An 18,856-nucleotide genomic window follows, 5' to 3' on the forward strand; every position below is an offset into this window, starting at 1 on the left:
CTCTCGTTGTTCATCGGGTTAAGCAAGACGTTCCAGCACCACCGCGTAGCCCTGGCCGCCACCGCCGCACAGGGAGGCCACCGCGTAGCGGCCCTGGCGGCGGTGCAGTTCACGGGCGGCGGTGAGCAGCAGGCGGAAGCCGGTGCCGCCCAGCGGGTGGCCCAGGGCGATGGCGCCGCCGTTCACATTGACCTTGTCGGCGGGCAGATCCAGGTGCCGGGCGCTGGCGATCACCACCGCGGCGAACGCCTCGTTGATCTCGAACACGTCGATGTCGTCCAGGCGCAGGCCGGCGCGGGCCACCGCCTGCTCGATGGCGGCGGCGGGCTTCAGGTGCAGGGTGTTGTCCGGCCCGGCCACTTCCGCCCAGGCGCGGATACGGCCCAGCGGGGTGACGCCGGCGGCCTCCGCCTCGGCCAGGGAACAGACCAGACCGGCGGAGGCGCCGTCGGTCATTTGCGAGGCGCTGCCGGCGGTGATGGTGCCGCCTTCCTCGAAGGCGGCGCGCAGCCCGGCCAGCTTCTCCTCGCTGCTGTCGGCGCGGATGCCCTCGTCCCGATCCAGGCGGGTGGCGCCGTCGTCGAACGGCAGAATCTCGCCGTCAAAGAAGCCGCTTTCCACGGCAGCGGCGGCGCGCCGGTGGGAGGCGGCGGCGTAGGCGTCCTGCTCCGGCCGTTGGATGCCCAGGTCCCGGTTGGCGCGCTCGGACAGCGGGCCCATGCCCTCGTCGGTGAGCGAACACCAGAGGCCGTCGTTCATCATGATGTCGGTGAACGCCAGCTCGCCGGGGCGCCGTTCCGCCTGGCGCATCAACCGGGCGTGGGGGGCGCGGCTCATGGAGTCGCCACCGCCGACGATATAGCGGCGGCCTTCGCCCAGGCGAATCCGCCGGGACGCATCGGCGACGCTGGCCAGGCCGGCCAGGCAGACGTTATTCAAAGTCAGCGCCGGCACCCGCCAGTCGACGCCGGCGGCGGCGGCGATCAGGCGCGCCGGGTTCTGGCCCTGGGCCGCCTGCAGCACCTGGCCGAGCAGCACGCCGTCGGCGCGCTGAAAGGCCGGGTAACGGCGGATCAGTTCCGCCACCGGCGCGGCGGTGAGTGCCCGCGCCGGCACCGGCGCCAGGCCACCCAGGTAGCGGCCGAACGGCGTGCGCAGGCCGTCCAGCAGCACCGGTTCATGGTCGGCATTCATCATGCGGTCTCCTCGGGAATGAATTTGGGCAACACCTCACCGCCCTGCTCCACCCAGTGCACCCGCACCGGCTGGCCGATGCGCACCTGGTCCGGCGCGCAGCCCACCACGTTGGAGAGCATGCGCGGGCCCTCTTCCAGATCGATCAGCGCCACCACATAGGGCACCTCATCCTGGAACGCCGGGTGGCCGGGTTTGTGCACCACGATGAACGAGGCCACCGTGCCCCGTCCGCTGGCGTCGCGCCATTGGAGGTTGGTCGACCAGCTGTGCGGGTCCAGGGCGCGGGGGTAGAACACCCAGCGGTCCGAGTCCGGGCAATACTGAAGGCGCAGGCGGCGCTCACGGCAGCCGTCCCAGAACGGTTGCGACAGCGGGCTGGCCTGGGGGCCGGGTTTGCTGAGAGTCATGGTCATTGCTCCCGGCGCAGCACCAGAGCGGTGGCTTCGCTCATGGTGGCGCCATTGCCGGTGATCAGGGCGTGGCGGGCGTTGGCGATCTGCCGGCCTTCGGCCTGGTGGCGCAGTTGCCGCACCGCCTCGATGATGTGGGACATGCCGCCGGCCAGATCGGCCTGGCCGAACGACAGCTGGCCGCCGTGGGTATTCAGCGGCTGGTCGCCCTCCGCGCTCAGGTCGTGGGCCGCCAGCCAGGGGCCGCCCTGCCCCGGCGGGCACAGGCCGGCGTCTTCCACGGTCACCGCCAGCATGATGCTGTAGCAGTCATACAGCGACAGCAGGTCCATTTGCCCGGCGTCCACCCCGGCCTGCTGGAAGGCCCGGGCCATGGCCGGTTTGAGCGGACCGGAGAGCAGATCCGGGGCGCCGGAGATGGCCCGGTGGGTCACCTTTTCGCCGGCGCCGGCCAGCAGCACCGGCGGCTGCCGCAGGGTCCTGGCCCGCCGTGCCGAGGTGACCACGAAGGCGGCGCCGCCGGCGCAGGGCATCACCACTTCCAGCAAGCGCAGCGGCTCCGCCACCCAGGGCGAGTTGAGCACCTCGTCCACGGTGATCGGCGCGTCGCGGAAAATCGCCTGGGGATGGCGGGCGGCGTTGCGGCGCTGGGCCGCCACCGCCGTGGCCAGCTGCTCGCTGGTGGTGCCGTAATGATGCATGTGCGCCTGGGCGATCATGGCGTAGGCGGCGTTGGCGCCGGAGGCGCCGAACGGCACGTCGAACTCGCGGATCGGGTTGCGGTTGGGCGAGCGCGGCGGCGTTGCCTCGCGGGTGTTGGCCAGCACGCACAGCACCGCCTCGCACATGCCGGCGTTGATCGCCGCCGCCGCCCGCCAGGCCATGCCGGCGCCGGAGGCGCCGCCCAGGTCCACCACATTGCTCATGGTGGGCCGCAGGCCCAGGTACTCGCTGACCGTGGCCGGCACGTGCTGGGGGGTCTCGCCCACCTGGGGCCCCACCAGCAGGCCGTCGATGGCGGCGGGCTCCAGGCCGGCGTCGGCCACCGCTTCCGCGCTCACCCGGGCGATCATGCCCAGGGTGGTTTCACCCTCGGTGCGGCGCGTCGGGGTCAGCTCGGCGATGCCGGCGATGGCGCAGTCCCAGTGGCTCATGCCCGCACCTCCGCCACCGTCACGAACTCATCCAGACAATCCGGATTGAGCAGCGAGCCTTTGTTTTTCACCGGCTTGCCGGTGAGCAGTTGCAGCACCGCTTTCTCCACCTTCTTGCCGTTCAGGGTGTAGGGAATTTCCGGCACCGGGAAGATGCGCTTGGGCACATGGCGGGGCGACGCTTCGCTCAGCAGCGACGAGCGAATCCGTTGTTCCAGGGCGTCGTCCATGGCCTGCTCCGCCCCGGTGACCACGAACAGCCACAGGTCCATGTCGCCGCCCTCCGCCGGGTAGCCGATCACCAGGGAATCCTCCACGCCCTCCAGCGCTTCCACCACCCGGTAGATTTCCGAGGGGCCCATGCGCACGCCGCCGGGCTTGAGCAATGTATCGCTGCGGCCGGTGATGACGATGCCACCGCTGGCGGTGAAATAGGCCACGTCGCCGTGGGTCCAGATGTCGGCGCGCTCGCCAAAATAGGTGTCCAGGTAACGCTGCCAGCCGTCCTCGCCCCAGAACCCCAGGGGCATGGACGGGAACGGTTCGGTGCACACCAGGTCGCCGTGGCGGCCGAGCACCGGAATGTCCCGCTCGTCGAGCATGGCCATGGCCATGCCCAGGGCCGGCACCTGGATTTCGCCGGCGCGCACCGGCCCGGCCGGGTTGCCCATCACGAAGCAGCCGAGGATTTCGGTGCCACCGGAAATCGACGCCAGGCACAGGTCCGCCTTCACCGCGTCGTAGACCCAGCGGAAGTTTTCCTCGGTGAGCGGCGCGCCGGCGCTCATCACCATGCGCAGGGCGGACAGGTCATGGTCATCGCCGGGCCGCCGCCCGTCCTGCTCCAGCAGCGACAGGTACTTGGGGCTGGTGCCGAAATGAGTGGTGCCGGTCTCGGCGGCGATGCGCCACAGCACGTCATGGTCCAGGGTGCCGTCCTGTTTCGGCAGGGCGGCGCCGTCGTAGAGCACCAGGGTGGCGCCGCTGGCGCGGGCGGTGATCATCCAGTGGTACATCATCCAGGCGGTGGAGGTGTAATAGAGGATGCGGTCGCCGGGCCCGATATCGCAGTGCAGCATGTGCTCCTTGCGATGATTGATCAGGGTGCCGCCGGCGCTGTGCACGATGCACTTGGGCAGGCCGGTGGTGCCGGAGGTGTAAATCACATACAGCGGGTGATTGAACGGCAGCGCCACATAGTCCGGTTGCGCCGGCGCGCCCCGGGCCAGGTCGTCCAGCCGCTGGCCGGGGACGTTGGCCCCGGGGGCCTCGCCGTCGCCGCACAGCAGCAGATGGGCCACGTTCAGTTTATTGGCGATCTCCGCCACCCGTTCGCCGATGTCATGCTGGCGGCCGTTGTACCGGTAGCGGGGCACCGCCACCAGCACCTTGGGTTCGATCTGACCGAAGCGGTCGAGCACGCCGTTGACGCCGAACTCCGGCGCGCAGGCGGACCAGATCGCGCCGATGGAGGCGGTGGCCAGCACCAGCACCAGGGTGTCCAGGGTGTTGGGCATCAGGCCGGCGACCCGGTCGCCCTCGCCCACGCCGAGCGCACGCAGGGCCTGCTGGGCGCCGGCCACCCGCTCGCGCAATTGCGCCAGGGTCACTTCCCGGCCCACGCCGTCCTCGCCGGTTTCGATCACCGCGATGTCCGCGTCGTCCCCGGCCAGCAGGTTCTCGGCGAAGTTCATCCGCGCGCCGACGAAAAAGCGGGCGCCGATCATGCGGGCGTCACCGTCCCGGCTCAGCACCTGATCGTAGTCGCTGGCCAGGGGCGCGGCGAAGCGCCAGAACTCGGCCCAGAAGTCTTCCAGGCAGGTCACCGAGTAGCGATGCAGGTCGGCGTAGCCGGCGCCTTCCAGCCCCACCTGCCGGGCGAAGCGGGCGATCTGCGTGCCGGCCGCCTGTTGCGGGGTGGGCGTCCAGCACAGCGGCGCCAGGTTTTCCGTGTAACTCATTGATGCACTCCTGTTTTTTCTCAGGGAAAACTCAGCCGAACAGCGGCGGCAACAAAGTGATGCCAAGGCCGAAGATGGCGAATGCGAACAGCATCATCACCGCCGTATAGCCGACCACATCGCGGGCCTTGAGGGCGGTGACGCCGAGCAGCGGCAGCATCCACATGGGCTGGATGGCGTTGGTGAGCTGGTCGCCGTAACCGAACGCCAGCACCGTGACCGCGTTGTCCACGCCCAGGCTCTGGCCGGCCTGGATCAGCAACGGCCCCTGCACCGCCCATTGGCCGCCGGCGGACGGCACCATCAGGTTGACCACCCCGGCGCTGACCATGGCCAGCAGCGGGAAGGTGCCCGGCGTGGAGATCGACACCAGCCAGTTGGCGAACACCGTGACCAGCCCGGAGCCGGCCATCATGCCCATGATCCCGGCGTACAGCGGAAACTGGAGCACGATCTGGCCGCAGGCGCGGATGCCGTCGTCGATGGCGTTCACATAGGCCATGGGGGTGCGGTAGGCGATCAGGCCGAACACCAGCAGCGCGAAATTCACCAGGTTCAGGTTCAGGTCGAAGCCGTTGGTGTAGAAGTGCCAGACCAGGTAGCCGAGACCGGGAACCACCAGCATCCAGTTAAGGATGGCCGCGTTCTCCAGCTTTTCCGCCAGGGTGGTGGTGCCGTCTTCCTGGCCGGCGTCATTCGGTTGCTCGGCGACCACCTCGTCGTCGCTGACTTCCTGCACGTCTTCCGGGTTCGGATGCATGGCCCGGTAGATCAGCGGAATCACGATCAGATAGGCGAGGAAGGTAATCAGGTTGGCCGGCGAGAAGATGGTTTCCGACACCGGGATCAGACCGATCTGATCGGCCAGGAAATGGTTTTGGGTATTCACCAGCAACGGCGCCGAGGCGGACAGCCCGAAGTTAAAGATGATCAGCCCGGAAAAGCCGGCGGCGGCGGCCAGCGGGTAGTGCACCTTGATGCCTCGGGACTTGGCCTGGCTGCACACCTCACGGGCGGCGATGGCGCCGACGATCAGGCCCAGGCCCCAGCTCAGGAACCCGAACACCACCGCCAGCACGGTAACCAGCATCACCGCCTGGCCGGCGGTGCGCGGCAGCGCGGCGGCCCGGCTCACCGCCCGGCGCACCGGTGGCGAACTGGCCAGCACGTAACCGAACAGCAGGATTACCACCATCTGCATGGAAAACTGCAGCAGATTCCAGAAGCCGTCGTACCAGTGGCCGACCATCTGCGCCGGGCTCTGATGGGTAATGACAATGCCCATCAGGTACACCACCGCGGACAGCAGAATGGCGAAGATAAAGGGGTTGGGAATGAATTGACGGGAAACGCGCGCGCATATCGCGCCGGCGGCCTGAAGCATGTTGTTGTCCTCCACCTGTCGTGTCGGTTTTATTATTCGAACGCTCTTGTTGGGTCGGCCGGTCCGGCAAACACAGGACTGTACCGACTGGTCCATACACTAGAATGACCAGTCGGTCGCTGTAAAGCCCGCCCTCTGATCCGCCGAGCACCCAGCCGAAGCCCGATCAATAAAGGCTAAGTGATTGATATATAGTAAAAATAAGAAAATACAATGAAAGCCGGCAACGCCATTGGCTTTGCCAATGAAGAGCCGGCAGGCCCCGGGATTACCGGGTTTGGAGGGAAATCGCCTGTACCGATTGGTACATCAAAAAGCGATAAAAAAGAAAATTCTAGTATCGAAAGGGTCTAATCGCGGGGGCGTTTCAGGCCGTTCAGTATCAGATCGCAGAACGATTCGGCGATTGCCTCCGGGCTGCGGTGGCCATCCGGGCGCAGCCACAGGTAGCTGTAGTGATGCATGCCCAGCACCGCCTTGACCGACAGGGAATCGGTTTCCTCGAATTCACCGCTGTCGAAACCGGCGCTCAGAATGCGCCCCCAAACCCCTTCGTACTGGCGGTGCAGGTCGAGCAGCGCCTGGCGGTTGTCGCCGGTGACCGCGTGCATTTCACGGAAGCACACGGTCAGCTCCGACAGGTCGTCGGCGACGCTGCGCATCACCGCCCGGGAAAAACGCCGCAACCGCTGCTCGGCGGGCATCTCCTCACCCAGCAACCGCTCGCCCAGGGCCACCAGCTCGCGCAAATAGCGGGTGGTGATCTCGAACAGCATTTCCTCCTTGTTGGAGAAATAGTGATACAGGGAGCTACGCCCCAGGCCGGTGGCCTTCTCCAGGTCACTCATGCCGGTGGCGTGGAAACCCTTGCGGGCGAACAGATCCGCGGCGGCACGCAGCAGCCGGGTACGATTGTCGTTCATGGGCCCCCGAGGTGGTCGCTGAAGAATCACGGCCGCTCATTATAAGGCCAACACCCGCCGGGTCCATGGCGGACCGGTCCGTCAGGGGAGCGCGGAGGCCAGCGCCTTGCCGATTTCGGCGATGGCGGCGTTGCGCTGGTCCATGGAGGCGTCGGCTTCGGTGAGGTAGATGGCCGCCAGCACCGGGCCGCGTTGCGGTGGCCACATCACGGCGATGATGCTCCGGGAACCATGCCCGCCGGCGCCGGTTTTATCGGCGACGGTCCAGTTGTCCGGCACACCGGCGCGCAGCAGGTCGTCGGCCACCCGGTCGGCTTTCATCCAGTCCAGCAGTTGCCGCCGCGAGTCGGCGCTCAACACCTCACCGAACAGCAGCGTGTACAGGGTGTCCAGCATGGCGTCGGGCGTGGTGGTGTCGCGCAGGTCGCCGGGGGTGCCTTCGTTCAGTTCGGTTTCGTAGCGGTCCAGGCGCGTTACCGTATCGCCGGTGCCGCGCAGAAAGGCGGTCAGCCCGGCGGGGCCGTCGATGGCGTTGAGCACCAGGTTGGCGGCGGTGTTGTCGCTGAGGGTAATGGTCGCTTCACAGAGCGCGGCCAGGGTCATGCCGTCTTCCACATGCTGCTCGGTGGTCGGCGAGTAGGTCACCAGGTCGTCCTTGGTGTAGCGGACCCGCCGGTTGAGTTGTTCCTCGCCGGCATCCACCTTGTGCAGCAGGGCACCGCAGGCCAGCACCTTGAAGGTGCTGGCGAACGGAAAACGCTGGTCCGCCTGATAGCGCCACCGGCGGCCGCTGTCGGTATCGGATATGGCCACTCCGACCCGCGCCTGCAGCCGGTTTTCCACCTGCTTCACCGTATCGATCACCGCATCGTCGGCCCGCGCCGTGGCCGCCAGCACCAGCAATCCCAAACCGACCATCAAAACCCGACCATTCAACACAACCACTCCTTCTATCAATGTAGAAGCGGCTTCAGCCGCGATCAGACAGCGTGTTCGGTCAGCACCTGATCGCGGCTGAAGCCGCTCCTGCATTATAGCGGTTCAGCGCGTCTCGGGATCGTCAGCCGGCAACGGCGCCCCCGCCAGCGTCCGATAAATGCCAACCATGGCCAGGGTTTCCGAGGTGCGGCTTTCGATCAGGCGGTCCCGGGTGTCGATCAGTTCCTGCTCGGCGGCCAGCACCTCGAAGTAACCGATGTAACCCTGCTCATAGCGGGTGCGGGCCAGCTGCGCCGCCCGGCCGGCGGCGTCGGTGGCGTCTTCCAGGCGGGCGCTGCGCACCCGCGAGTGTTGGTAGCGCGCCAGCTGGGTCTCGGTTTCGGCGAGCGCTTCCAGCACCGTCTGCCGGTAGTCCGCCAGGGCCGCCCGGCTGGCCGCGTCGGCGGCGTCGATGCGGCTGCGCACGCCGCCGAAATCCAGGAAGGTCCAGTCCACGCCCAGGGCCACGGCGCGGGATTCCGCCGGGCCGCTGAACAGGTCGGAGGAGTCCGCCGCCACCGAGCCGATCAACGCATCCAGACTGAAGCTGGGGAACAGGTCGGCGGTGGCCACGCCGATGCGCGCGCTGGTGGCGGCCAGCCGCCGTTCCGCCGCGCGGATGTCCGGACGGCGGCGCAGGGCGTCGCCGGGGCTGCCCACCGGAATCACCGGCAGGCTGTCCGGCAGCGACCCGGGCAGGGTCAGCTGGCCAAGCAGGGCCCCCGGCTCCTGGCCGGTGAGCACGGCGATGCGGTACATGCGCTCGCGGATGCCCGCCTCCAGGTCCGGCAGGGTGGCGCGGATGGCGTCCAGCCTGGCGCGGGCACGCACCCGGTCGAACTCGGTACCACGGCCGGCGTCCAGACGCGCCTGCACAATGTCCAGGGACTCCCGCTGGTTGGCCACGTTGCGGTGGGCCATGCGCAGCTGTTGCTGCAGCCCGCGCAGCTCGAAGTAATCGCTGGCCAGGCGTCCCACCAGGGCCACCCGCAGGGCGTCCAGGTCGGCGCCGGCGGCGTCCAGATCCGCCTGACGGGCCTCGCGGCCCCGGCGCAGGCGGCCGAACAGATCCAGTTCCCAGCGGGCGGCGGCGCCGACCTGGTAGCGGGTGACCCGCTCCCGGTCCGGCTCGGCCCGTTCCACCCGCGCCAGATGCTGTTCGCCGGCGGAGCCGCTGGCGCTCAGGGTCGGATATTGGTCGGCCCGGGCACCGCGCAACAGCGCGCCGGCCTGGTCCAGCCGGGCCAGGGCCGCCTGCAGATTCTGGTTGGCGTCCAGGGTCTGTTCGATCAGGTGCGCCAGCAGCGGGTCCTGAAAACCGTTCCAGAAACGGCGCTGCTCGCCCTCGAAGGCGCCGCTATCGCGGGCCTCCTGGAAGCGCTCCGGCGCTTGCAAATCCGGGGCCTGGTAATCCGGCCCCACGGCGCAGGCGCTCAACAACAGCAGCGCCGCGCCGGATAGAAGTACGTTACGCATGGTTTTCTCCCGGCAGGCCATGGGCCTCGCCGTCCATGGTGGAAACATGATCGCTCTTCAGCGGCCCGGCCAGCTTGCGCAGGGCCACGTAGAACACCGGGGTCAGGAACAGCCCGAACAGGGTGACGCCGATCATGCCGGCGAACACCGCCATGCCCAGGGCCTGACGGACCTCGGCGCCGGCACCGTGGCCCAGCACCAGGGGCACCACGGCGGCGGTGAAGGTGATCGAGGTCATGATGATCGGGCGCAGCCGCAGGCGGCAGGCTTCCAGCGCCGCTTCCACGGTGTCGCGGCCCTGCAGTTCCAGTTCACGGGCGAATTCCACGATCAGGATGGCGTTCTTGCAGGCCAGCCCGATCAGCACCACCAGCCCCACTTGCACGAAGATGTTGGTGTCGCCGCCCATCAGCCAGACGCCAAGCAGCGCCGACAGCAAACACATGGGCACGATCAGGATCACCGCCAGCGGCAGAGTCCAGCTTTCGTACAGGGCCGCCAGCACCAGGAACACCAGCAGCACCGCCAGCGGGAACACCACCAGGGCGGCGTTGCCCTGGGTGTGCTGCTGGTAACTGAGGTCGGTCCATTCGAAGTCGACGCCGGCCGGCAGCACCTGTTCGCCGATGCCGGTGAGCACGGTCATGGCCTGGGCGGAGGACAGCAGGCGCGGGTCCGCTTCGCCGGCCAGGTCCGCCGCCGGATAGCCGTTGAAGCGCAGCACCGGGTCCGGACCAAAGCTCGGCCGAATATCGACCATGGAGCCGATCGGCACCATTTCGCCCCGGTCATTGCGGGTGCGCAGTCGGGCGATGTCCTCGACACTGTCCCGGAACGGCGCGTCCGACTGGGCGATCACCTGCCAGGTGCGGCCGAAGCGGTTGAAGTCGTTCACATAGGTGGAGCCCAGGTAGGTTTGCAGGGTCATGAACAGATCGGTCACCGCCACGCCCTGGGCCTTGGCCTTGAGCCGGTCCACTTCGGCGTCCAGCTGCGGCACGTTGGCCTGGTAGCTGGTGATCGGATAGCTCATCCCCGGGGTTTGCATCACCGCGCCCTGGAAGGCGGTGACCGCCTCCTGCAGCTGGCCGTAGCCGAGCCCGCCCCGGTCCTCGATAAACAACTGATAACCGGAGCCGTTGCCCAGCCCGAGAATCGGCGGCGGCATGAACGAAAAGGCGATGCCGTCCTTGAGGCCGCTGATCTTGGCGACGATTTCCGCGTTGATTTCCTCGGCGCTGCGGTCCCGCTGGTCGAAGGGCTCCAGGGTCAGAAACGCCAGGCCGGTGTTGGCGGTGTTGGTGAACTGCAACGCATTGAGGCCCGGGAAGGTGATGGCGTGGGACACGCCCTCGGTGTCCATGGCGATGTCCACCACCTGGTTCAGCAGCGCTTCGGTTCGCTCCAGGGACGCACCCTCGGGCAGTTTCACGCCGGCCAGCAGGTACATCTTGTCCTGCACAGGAATAAAGCCCGGCGGTACCAGCTTGAACATGGAGCCGGTGGCGGCGAGCAGGATCAGATAGATCACGAACACGGCGCCGCGCCGGCGCAGGCTGCGTGAAACCGCGCCCTGGTACTTCTCCGAACTTTTGTTGAAGAAGCGGTTGAAGGGCCGGAACAGCCAGCCGAACAGCCCATCGATAATGCGCGTGAGCCGGTCCCGGGGCGCGCCATGGGGTTTGAGCAGCATGGCCGCGAGGGCCGGTGACAGGGTCAGGGAATTAATCGTGGAGATCACCGTGGAAATGGCGATGGTCACCGCGAACTGACGGTAGAACTGACCGGTAACGCCGGACAGGAACGCCATCGGCACGAACACCGCGCACAGCACCAGACCGATGGCCACGATCGGGCCGGACACTTCCTTCATGGCCTGGTGGGCGGCGGCCCGGGGCGCCAGCCCGTCCTCGATGTTCCGCTCCACGTTTTCCACCACCACGATGGCGTCGTCCACCACGATGCCGATGGCCAGCACCAGGCCGAACAGGGTCAGGGTGTTGATCGAGTAACCGAGCAGGTAAAGCATGGAGAAGGTGCCCACCACCGATACCGGCACCGCCAGCAACGGAATGATCGAGGCACGCCAGGTCTGCAGGAACAGGGTTACCACCAGCACCACCAGCAGCACCGCTTCCAGCAGGGTCTGGATCACCGAGCGGATCGAATCGCTGACGAAAATGGTGGTGTCATAGACGGCGCGGTACTCCAGCCCTTCCGGGAACCGTTGCGCCAGTTCGTCCATGGTGGCGACCACCTGTTTGCGGATTTCCAGGGCGTTGGCCCCCGGCGCCTGGAAGATGCCGATGGCCACCGCGTCCTCGCCATCCAGGGTGGCGCGCAGGGTATAGTCACCGGCGCCCAGCTGCAGCCGGGCCACGTCGCTCAGGCGCAGAATCTGGCCGTCGTCGCCGACCTTGAGCACGATGTCACCGAATTCCTGTTCGGTGGTGAGCCGGCCCTTGGCGTTGATCAGGGTAAGGAAGTCACTGCCGGGCATGGGTTCGGCGCCGATCTGGCCGGCGGAGACCTGCACGTTCTGTTCGCGCATGGCCGCCACCACGTCACCGGCGGTCAGGCCCCGGGCGGCGATCCGCTCCGGGTCCAGCCAGGCACGCATGGCGTAGTCGCCGCCGCCGAACAGCTGGGCCTCGCCGACGCCGGCGATGCGCGCCAGCTGGTCACGTACATGCAGCCGCGCGTAGTTGCGCAGATACAGGGTGTCGTAGCGGCCATCCGGCGACACCAGATGCACCACCATCAAAAAGGTGGGCGACTGCTTCTGGGTGGTCACGCCCTGGCGGCGCACCGCTTCCGGCAGCCGCGCCAGCGCCTGGCTGACCCGGTTCTGCACCCGCACGGTGGCGTCCTCGGCGTTGGTGCCGGGGCGGAAAGTGATGGTCATCTGCAGCACGCCGTCGGAGCCGGCCACGGACTTGAAGTACATCATGTCCTCGACGCCGTTGATCGCTTCCTCCAGCGGCGTGGCCACGGTCTCGGCGATCTCCTTGGGGTTGGCGCCCGGGTAGACGGTGCGCACCAGCACCGAGGGCGGCACCACCTCCGGGTACTCACTGATCGGCAGGTTGGGTATGGAAATCGCCCCCACCGCGAAGATGATGATGGACAGCACCGCGGCAAAAATCGGTCGGTCCACGAAAAAACGCGAAAAATTCATGACAAAGGGCTCCTGAACGGCGGGCCCATGCCCGCCGCCTGTGTGTCGTTCCCTGGGAAAAAGTGGTGGGGGTTAGCTAGCGGTGCGCGACCTCGCCTTCAACGGCCGGCTCGCGCATGGCGATGGGGTTGGGCGCCACCGGCTGGCCCGGGGCGAACACCTTCTGGGTGCCGTTGACGATCACCCGGTCCCCGGACTCCAGCCCCTGGCGCACCACGATCAGGTCGTCCACCTCGCGGCCGGTGACCACCGCCCGGCGGGCTACCTTATTGTCGTCACCGACCACGTAGACGAAGCGCCGGTCCTGATCGGCGAGCACCGCCTTGCGGTTGATCAGCAGCGCCTGGTCCAGGTGGGCCACCGCCATTTCCACCCGGGCGAACTGGCCGGGCCTAAAAATGCCATCCGGGTTGGGCAGCACCGCCCGGTAACGCAGGGTGCCGGTGTCCGGGTTCAGCTGGTTGTCCACGAAGTCCAGTTCGCCCTGGTGGGGGAACCCGGTCTCGCCGCTCAGGCCGACGCGCACCTTGGCGCTCTTTCCCTGCTCCATCAGCCCCTGGGCGCCCTGGGCGTCGGACTCGTTGCTGTCGAAGTAAACGTGCAAAGGGTTCACCGAGACCACCGTGGTCAGCAGGGTCTGGTCGGCGTTGGCCAGGTTGCCCTTGGTGACCAGGGCGCGGCCGGCACGGCCGGCCACCGGCGCGGTGATGCGGGTATAGCGCAGGTCCAGCTCGGCGCTGACCAGGGCCGCTTCGGCCTCGTCCACCAGGGCGCGGGCGTTGAGCAGCGCGGCCTGGCGCTGGTCGTACTCCTCCCGGGAGATGGCGCGGGCGTCCAGCAGCTTGCGGGCCCGGCCGGCCTCGCCCTCGGCGAGCTGACGCTGGCTGCGGGCCTGGGTCACCGCCGCCCTGGCGGCCCGGGCGCGGGCCTCATAGGGGCGCGGATCAATGCGGAACAGCAAGGCACCGGCTTCCACCAGCTCGCCTTCCTGAAAGGCCACTTCGTCGATATAGCCGGTGACGCGGGGGCGCAGTTGCACGGTCTGCGGGGCTTCCACCCGGCCGGTGAAGGTTTCCCACAGGGTCACCGGTTCCACCAGTACCCGGGCCACATCCACCTGCGCAGCCGGCGGCGCGGCGGCTTCCGCTTCACCACGGGCATCGCAGCCGGCCAGCAACAGCAGCCCCGCCACCAGCAGCGTGGCCAGCCCCCAGTAAAGGCCCGCGCCCGCCACCGGGGCGCCGTTGATATTTTCCATGGTTTGTTACTCCGTATGCGTTAGGCGGTGAACGGTAGTTCCTCAACTTAAGTTCAGGTCAAGCCCGAAACGTTTATTATTCTGAGAGGGGTGTTCATGGGGACGTACTGTAGTGGCGGGCGCCCCGGCGGCGTTATCGAGTTCCTCCCTCTTACTTGCCTGATTCTGCAGAGCAACGCCACGAAGCCGCCGGCGCGGTGTGCGGGGCTGGCCCCATTCCAGGGCGGAATGGGAAGGGATTGCCCGTTTCTCCCCAGTGCTTGCCCAATTCTGCAAATATCTGGCTTTTTGCCATAAAGCCCCCAAAATACGGGCGTAGACTCACCGCTTATCGATGCCACCACCGTTTTGCCGCCGACCGGAGGACGCCCCGTGACCGCCCGCCCACCGCTTCACAACCTGCCCGATCCCGAACTGGTCCACTTGGCGAAAACTCTTTCCCGCCAGATCCAGAAGTGGGCCCCCAACGAGGGGCTCAATACCACGTCCATCGCCGGCCTGGATCTGTTCCGCGCCAACTCCACCAACAGCTGCATGGGGTCCTCGATCTATGATCCGTCCCTGTGCCTGATCGCCCAGGGCGCCAAGACCATCTGGCTGGGCGACCGGGAATTGGATTACGGGCCCTTGAGTTGTCTGGTGTCGTCGGTGCATTTGCCGGTGCTCGGCAAGATCACCCAGGCGTCCCCGGAACAGCCCTACCTGGGTCTGAAGCTGACCATCGATCCCCAGGAAGTCACCGACCTGATGCTGGAGCTGGGCGATGCCATCCTGCATATGGAGGACCACCCCGAGTGCGCGGAAAGCGCCTGCGGCCTGGGCCGGGTGCAGGCGGAGAAGAGTCAGGTGGAAGCGATGCTGCGGCTGTTGAAACTGCTTGATACGCCCGCCGACGCGCCGATTCTGGCGCCGCTGGCGCGGCGCGAGATTCTGTACCGGGCCCTGACCGGGGAGATCGGCCCGCGCCTGCGCAAACTGGCCGTGGCGGACAGCCAGGTGCACCGGGTGTCCAAGGTGATCTCGGTGCTCAAGGACCGCTTCAGTGAACCGCTGCGGGTCCGGGAACTGGCGGACATGGCGAACATGAGCGAGTCCGCCCTGTACCACAGCTTCAAACAGGTGACGCGCATGTCACCGCTGCAATTCCAGAAGAAGCTGCGCCTCCACGAGGCACGCCGGCTGATGGTGGCCCAGGGCCTGGAGGCGGCCACCGCCAGCTTCCGGGTGGGCTATGAAAGCCCGTCCCATTTCAGCCGCGAATACAGCCGCCTGTTCGGCAATCCGCCCCGGGCGGACGTGGTCAAGCTGCGCGGCGAGTACCCGGAGACCGCCCGCGCCTGAGCGCGCCGGGCGGTCAGCGCGTCAGCCAGTGACGGGCCAGGGCCACCATGCCCAGGCCCAGCCCGGTCATGCACAGGGAGCCGACCACATGGGCGGCGATACCCGCCGTGGCCAGCCCCCAGCGGCCCGCCTGCAGATTGATGAACATCTCCGCGGAGAACGACGAGAAGGTGGTGAGGGCGCCGAGGAAGCCGGTCACCACCAGCAAGCGCCATTCCGGGGTCAGCGACGGCAGGCCGGCGAACACGCCCAGGGCCACGCCGATCAGCCAGCCGCCCAGCAGATTGGCGGCCAGGGTGCCCAGCGGGATGGCCGGAAACAGGGCGTTCAACCCGAGACTCAACAGCCAGCGCAGATTGGCGCCCAGCGCCGCCCCCACCGAGATCGCTACCACCGATAACCACATTGGGTCTGTCCCCCGTCGGAAAAAACAGGGGATATGATGACGCCGATGTCCGCACCATGAAACCTCTGGCATGAAGCTTGCCTTCACGCCCCCACGAAGCGGCGCCGGTCTGCTAGAATGGCGCCCTCCTGGTGATCCCAGACCCGGCCCGTTCACCAACGCTGCGAAAGTCGTATCGACGGTGGAGGCCAGCCAATTCATTATCCAACCCGATAATCAGAGGAGTTCTTCCATGGCGCAGACACGCGTAACCGTTATTCCCGGCGACGGCATTGGTCCGGACATCGTAAAGGCCACCTTGCGACTGTTGGACGCCCTGGAGTGCGACTTTGCCTATGATGAGGCCATTGCCGGCCAGACCGCCCTGGATCAGGGCCTGGATCTGGTGCCCCAGGAAACCCTGGACATGATCGAGAAGAACACGGTGGCCCTGAAAGGCCCGATCACCACCCCGGTGGGCAAGGGCTTCCGCTCGGTGAACGTGACCCTGCGCAAGCACTTCGATCTGTTCGCCAACCTGCGCCCGGCGCTGTCCATCCCCGGGGTGCGCTCGCGCTATGACAATGTGGACATCCTCACCATCCGCGAAAACATCGAAGGCATCTATTCCGGCGAAGGCCAGATGGTCAGCGACGACGGCGAACGGGCCGAGCTGCGCAGCGTGATCACCCGCAAGGAATCCAAGCGGCTGATGCGTTTCGCCTACGAAGCCGCCCAACGCCTGGGCCGCCGCAAGGTCACCGTGGTGCACAAGGCCAACATCATGAAATCCACCTCCGGCCTGTTTCTCAGCGTGGCCCGCTCGGTGGCCGAGGAATACCCGAACATCGAGCATGAGGAAATGATCGTCGACAACTGCGCCATGCAGCTGGCGATGAACCCGCACCGCTTCGACGTGATCGTCACCACCAACCTGTTCGGTGACATTCTTTCCGATCTGTGTGCCGGCCTCACCGGCGGCCTGGGGCTCGCCCCCGGCGCCAACATCGGCGAACACCGGGGTATTTTCGAGGCGGTGCACGGCAGCGCCCCGGACATCGCCGGCAAGGGCGTGGCCAACCCCACCGCGCTGATGCTGGGCGCCGGCATGATGCTCGAATACCTGGAAATGAACGAAAAAGCGGGGCGTCTGCGCACCGCCATCCGCCATGTGGTGGGCGAGGGCAAGGTGGTGACTCCGGACCTGGGCGGCAACGCGTCCACCGACGAGTTCACCGATGAGCTGATCAAACACCTCTGAACGGCTGGCTTTATCAATCTTTTGCAAAGCCGCCCGGCCCGCGCCGGGCGGCCCTTCGACGCCCCACCACCGATTCACCGGCGGTTTTTCTGATCCACGTCTATAGGCAGCCACCGCCCACCTTGTCTATGCTCAGGGCCTGTTAACGGACACGCATTCAACCGACAGGAGGTGGTGACATGAGCCAGGAAACCGAAGCGCTCAAGAAAGACATCGAACAACTGCGCCGTGATCTCGGTGCCCTTACCGAGGCCGCCAAGCGCAACTCCCAACAGAAAGCCCAGGCCGGCGTGGAACAGGCTCGCGCCCAGTTCGACGACGTGCGCGCCCGCGCCGAGATGCACACCGAGCAATGGGGTTCACACATCAAGGAACGTCCGCTGACCAGCGTATTCGCCGCGTTCGGCGTGGGCATTCTGCTTGGCAAACTGATCAGCCGCTGAGCCCATGAACCTGCGCCGGCCACTCTCGTCCCTGTTCAGTCTCAACGCCCTGGTGTGGCTGGCCATGTTGACCGGCCTGGCCACGCTGCTGTGTTTCGCGGCGGCGGGCTGGCTGGCGCTGGCGCCCCACGTGGGCGCGCCCCTGGCGTCGCTCTACACCGGCCTGGGACTGCTGCTGGTCACCGTGCTGCTGGCCCTGCTGGTCAGGCGCGCGGTGGCGTCCAAACCGGACACGCCGGACCGGCATCAGACGCCGGCGGCGGAAGCCCGGCTGGAAGACAGCCTGCGGCCATTGATCGGTGACAGCGCCCTGCGCTGGACCCGTGAAAACAGCAGTCTGGTGGCGGTGGGCGCCCTGGCCGCCGGCGTGCTGATCGCCGCCAGCCCGGGCACCCGCCGTTTTCTCGCCCGCGCCGCCGGACCGGTGGTGACGCGCAAGGCCCTGGAAGCCTACCGGGGTTTCTCCGAGGACCAGGACTGAGCGCCCAGCGCCACTTGCGGTAGACTGGCCGGCTCCATTTGCCGGCGACTCGAGGGTGGCGATGAAAACCGAACGCGGTGTGCTGATTCTGTCCGCGCTGATGGCACTGCTGGTGGGCAGCGCGGCGGTCACCGCCGCCAGCGTCACCCATTCCCAGGCCATTCTTCTGGACGGCCTGTTCAACCTGGTCTACTTCCTGGTGGCGCTGGTCACGGTGCGCATCAGTGCTCTCACCGCCCAGCCGGACGACCGTAAATTCCCGTTCGGTTACGGCTATTTCGAATCCCTGGTAAACGCCGGCAAGGGTCTGCTGATCCTGGGCGTTTCCCTGTTCGCCCTGGGTGACGCGGTGCTGGCCCTGTTCGCCGGCGGCCGCGCCATCGTCGCCGGCCCGGCCATTCTCTACGCCCTGTTCGCCACCCTGACCTGCTCGTTCACCGCCTGGACCCTGTACCGCGCCAAGGAACGCCTGGACACGCCCCTGGTGCGGGCGGATTTCGAGAACTGGCTGATCAACTCGCTGATCTCCGGCTCGGTGCTGCTTACCTTCAGCTTTATTCCGGTGGCGCGCTGGCTGGGCTGGCAGCAAATCGTGCCCTACGTGGATTCGGTACTGGTGATCGCGGTGGTGCTGTTCTGCCTGGGCATGCCGATACGCATGGCCCGTGGCGCCCTGCGGGAACTGCTCAACCGCGCCCCGCCCCGCCAACTGCGCCGCCCGGTGCGCGCCGCCATCGAAGGGGCCCTGGCGGACCTGACGGTGCGTCAGCTGGAAGTGCGCATGGTGCGCCCCGGGCGCCAGCTGTATGTGATGACCCATGTGGTGCTACCGGCGGACTACGCGCCGGCCGGCGGCCTGGCGGAGCTGGACCAGGTCCGCGAACGGCTGCGCCGGGCGGTGGCCGGGGTCTGCCCGAACACGGTCACCGACACCCTGTTCACCGCCGACCCCAAATGGGCCGCCCCCTGCACCCCGGACCAGCAGACCCGGCCCGTTTCCCGGTAGCAGCGGCCCGGCGGCCCGCG

General features: G+C 67.3%; 17 protein-coding genes. 6 read left to right on the plus strand and 11 right to left on the minus strand.

The window, feature by feature from the left end:
• Window positions 1–18: 18 nt before the first annotated feature.
• Genes FGS76_RS13175 through FGS76_RS13195 form a run of 5 tightly spaced genes read right to left on the minus strand, consistent with a single transcriptional unit; the run spans window position 19 to window position 6,106 of the window.
• Window positions 19–1,197, minus strand: coding sequence for a thiolase family protein (locus tag FGS76_RS13175; RefSeq protein ID WP_205717256.1), 1,179 nt, complete (start codon window positions 1,195–1,197; stop codon window positions 19–21).
• Entirely contained in the window at window positions 1,194–1,604 is a 411-nt protein-coding gene (locus tag FGS76_RS13180) for a Zn-ribbon domain-containing OB-fold protein (RefSeq protein ID WP_170214471.1), read from the minus strand. The genes FGS76_RS13175 and FGS76_RS13180 overlap by 4 nt, the downstream gene beginning before the upstream one ends.
• A 2-nt stretch (window positions 1,605–1,606) precedes the next feature.
• On the minus strand, window positions 1,607–2,761 hold the full coding sequence (locus FGS76_RS13185) for a thiolase family protein (RefSeq protein WP_138773118.1): 1,155 nt from the start codon (window positions 2,759–2,761) through the stop codon (window positions 1,607–1,609).
• The gene (locus tag FGS76_RS13190) at window positions 2,758–4,722 is read right to left on the minus strand and encodes an acetoacetate--CoA ligase (RefSeq protein WP_138773119.1); all 1,965 of its coding nucleotides are present in this window, start codon (window positions 4,720–4,722) and stop codon (window positions 2,758–2,760) included. The genes FGS76_RS13185 and FGS76_RS13190 overlap by 4 nt, the downstream gene beginning before the upstream one ends.
• A 31-nt stretch (window positions 4,723–4,753) precedes the next feature.
• On the minus strand, window positions 4,754–6,106 hold the full coding sequence (locus tag FGS76_RS13195; RefSeq protein ID WP_138773120.1) for a short-chain fatty acid transporter: 1,353 nt from the start codon (window positions 6,104–6,106) through the stop codon (window positions 4,754–4,756).
• A gap of 213 nt (window positions 6,107–6,319) precedes the next feature.
• On the opposite strand from FGS76_RS13195, the gene FGS76_RS19475 reads away from it, so the two are divergent.
• On the plus strand, window positions 6,320–6,460 hold the full coding sequence (locus FGS76_RS19475) for a hypothetical protein (RefSeq protein WP_170214472.1): 141 nt from the start codon (window positions 6,320–6,322) through the stop codon (window positions 6,458–6,460).
• On the opposite strand, the gene FGS76_RS13200 is transcribed toward FGS76_RS19475, so the two are convergent.
• The 5 genes from FGS76_RS13200 to FGS76_RS13220 all read right to left on the minus strand — a co-directional run bounded on the left by FGS76_RS13200 (window position 6,457) and on the right by FGS76_RS13220 (window position 13,919).
• A complete protein-coding gene (locus FGS76_RS13200) occupies window positions 6,457–7,029 on the minus strand; it encodes a TetR/AcrR family transcriptional regulator (RefSeq protein WP_138773121.1) in 573 nt (190 codons plus the stop codon). The genes FGS76_RS19475 and FGS76_RS13200 overlap by 4 nt on opposite strands.
• A gap of 81 nt (window positions 7,030–7,110) precedes the next feature.
• Window positions 7,111–7,947, minus strand: coding sequence for a class A beta-lactamase (gene bla / locus FGS76_RS13205; RefSeq protein ID WP_138773160.1), 837 nt, complete (start codon window positions 7,945–7,947; stop codon window positions 7,111–7,113).
• Window positions 7,948–8,070: 123 nt separating this feature from the next.
• Window positions 8,071–9,483 carry an efflux transporter outer membrane subunit gene (locus FGS76_RS13210; RefSeq protein ID WP_138773122.1) on the minus strand — a complete coding sequence of 471 codons (1,413 nt, stop codon included), beginning with the start codon at window positions 9,481–9,483 and terminating at the stop codon, window positions 8,071–8,073.
• A complete protein-coding gene (locus FGS76_RS13215; protein ID WP_138773123.1) occupies window positions 9,476–12,661 on the minus strand; it encodes an efflux RND transporter permease subunit in 3,186 nt (1,061 codons plus the stop codon). Before FGS76_RS13215 ends, FGS76_RS13210 begins: the two co-directional genes overlap by 8 nt.
• 76 nt (window positions 12,662–12,737) lie before the next feature.
• A complete protein-coding gene (locus FGS76_RS13220; protein WP_138773124.1) occupies window positions 12,738–13,919 on the minus strand; it encodes an efflux RND transporter periplasmic adaptor subunit in 1,182 nt (393 codons plus the stop codon).
• Between the two features lie 372 nt (window positions 13,920–14,291).
• Here FGS76_RS13220 and FGS76_RS13225 point away from each other — a divergent pair, with 372 nt between their 5' ends.
• Complete coding sequence (locus FGS76_RS13225) at window positions 14,292–15,260, plus strand: AraC family transcriptional regulator (protein ID WP_138773125.1); 969 nt, start codon at window positions 14,292–14,294, stop codon at window positions 15,258–15,260.
• A gap of 13 nt (window positions 15,261–15,273) precedes the next feature.
• Here the strand turns inward: FGS76_RS13225 and crcB are convergent, their stop codons facing one another.
• The gene (gene crcB, locus FGS76_RS13230) at window positions 15,274–15,666 is read right to left on the minus strand and encodes a fluoride efflux transporter CrcB (protein ID WP_138773126.1); all 393 of its coding nucleotides are present in this window, start codon (window positions 15,664–15,666) and stop codon (window positions 15,274–15,276) included.
• Between the two features lie 232 nt (window positions 15,667–15,898).
• Here crcB and FGS76_RS13235 point away from each other — a divergent pair, with 232 nt between their 5' ends.
• The 4 genes from FGS76_RS13235 to FGS76_RS13250 all read left to right on the plus strand — a co-directional run bounded on the left by FGS76_RS13235 (window position 15,899) and on the right by FGS76_RS13250 (window position 18,836).
• Window positions 15,899–16,906: an isocitrate dehydrogenase gene (locus FGS76_RS13235; protein WP_138773127.1), complete on the plus strand. Its 1,008-nt coding sequence runs from the start codon at window positions 15,899–15,901 to the stop codon at window positions 16,904–16,906.
• A gap of 179 nt (window positions 16,907–17,085) precedes the next feature.
• Window positions 17,086–17,349 carry an ElaB/YgaM/YqjD family protein gene (locus tag FGS76_RS13240; RefSeq protein ID WP_138773128.1) on the plus strand — a complete coding sequence of 88 codons (264 nt, stop codon included), beginning with the start codon at window positions 17,086–17,088 and terminating at the stop codon, window positions 17,347–17,349.
• Window positions 17,350–17,353: 4 nt separating this feature from the next.
• Entirely contained in the window at window positions 17,354–17,830 is a 477-nt protein-coding gene (locus tag FGS76_RS13245; protein WP_138773129.1) for a hypothetical protein, read from the plus strand.
• 61 nt (window positions 17,831–17,891) lie between these two features.
• Window positions 17,892–18,836, plus strand: a complete 945-nt coding sequence (locus tag FGS76_RS13250; RefSeq protein WP_138773130.1) for a cation diffusion facilitator family transporter — start codon at window positions 17,892–17,894, stop codon at window positions 18,834–18,836.
• Window positions 18,837–18,856: the final 20 nt, after the last annotated feature.

The sequence above is a fragment of the Alloalcanivorax gelatiniphagus genome (assembly GCF_005938655.1).
GTDB classification, from domain to species: domain Bacteria; phylum Pseudomonadota; class Gammaproteobacteria; order Pseudomonadales; family Alcanivoracaceae; genus Alloalcanivorax; species Alloalcanivorax gelatiniphagus.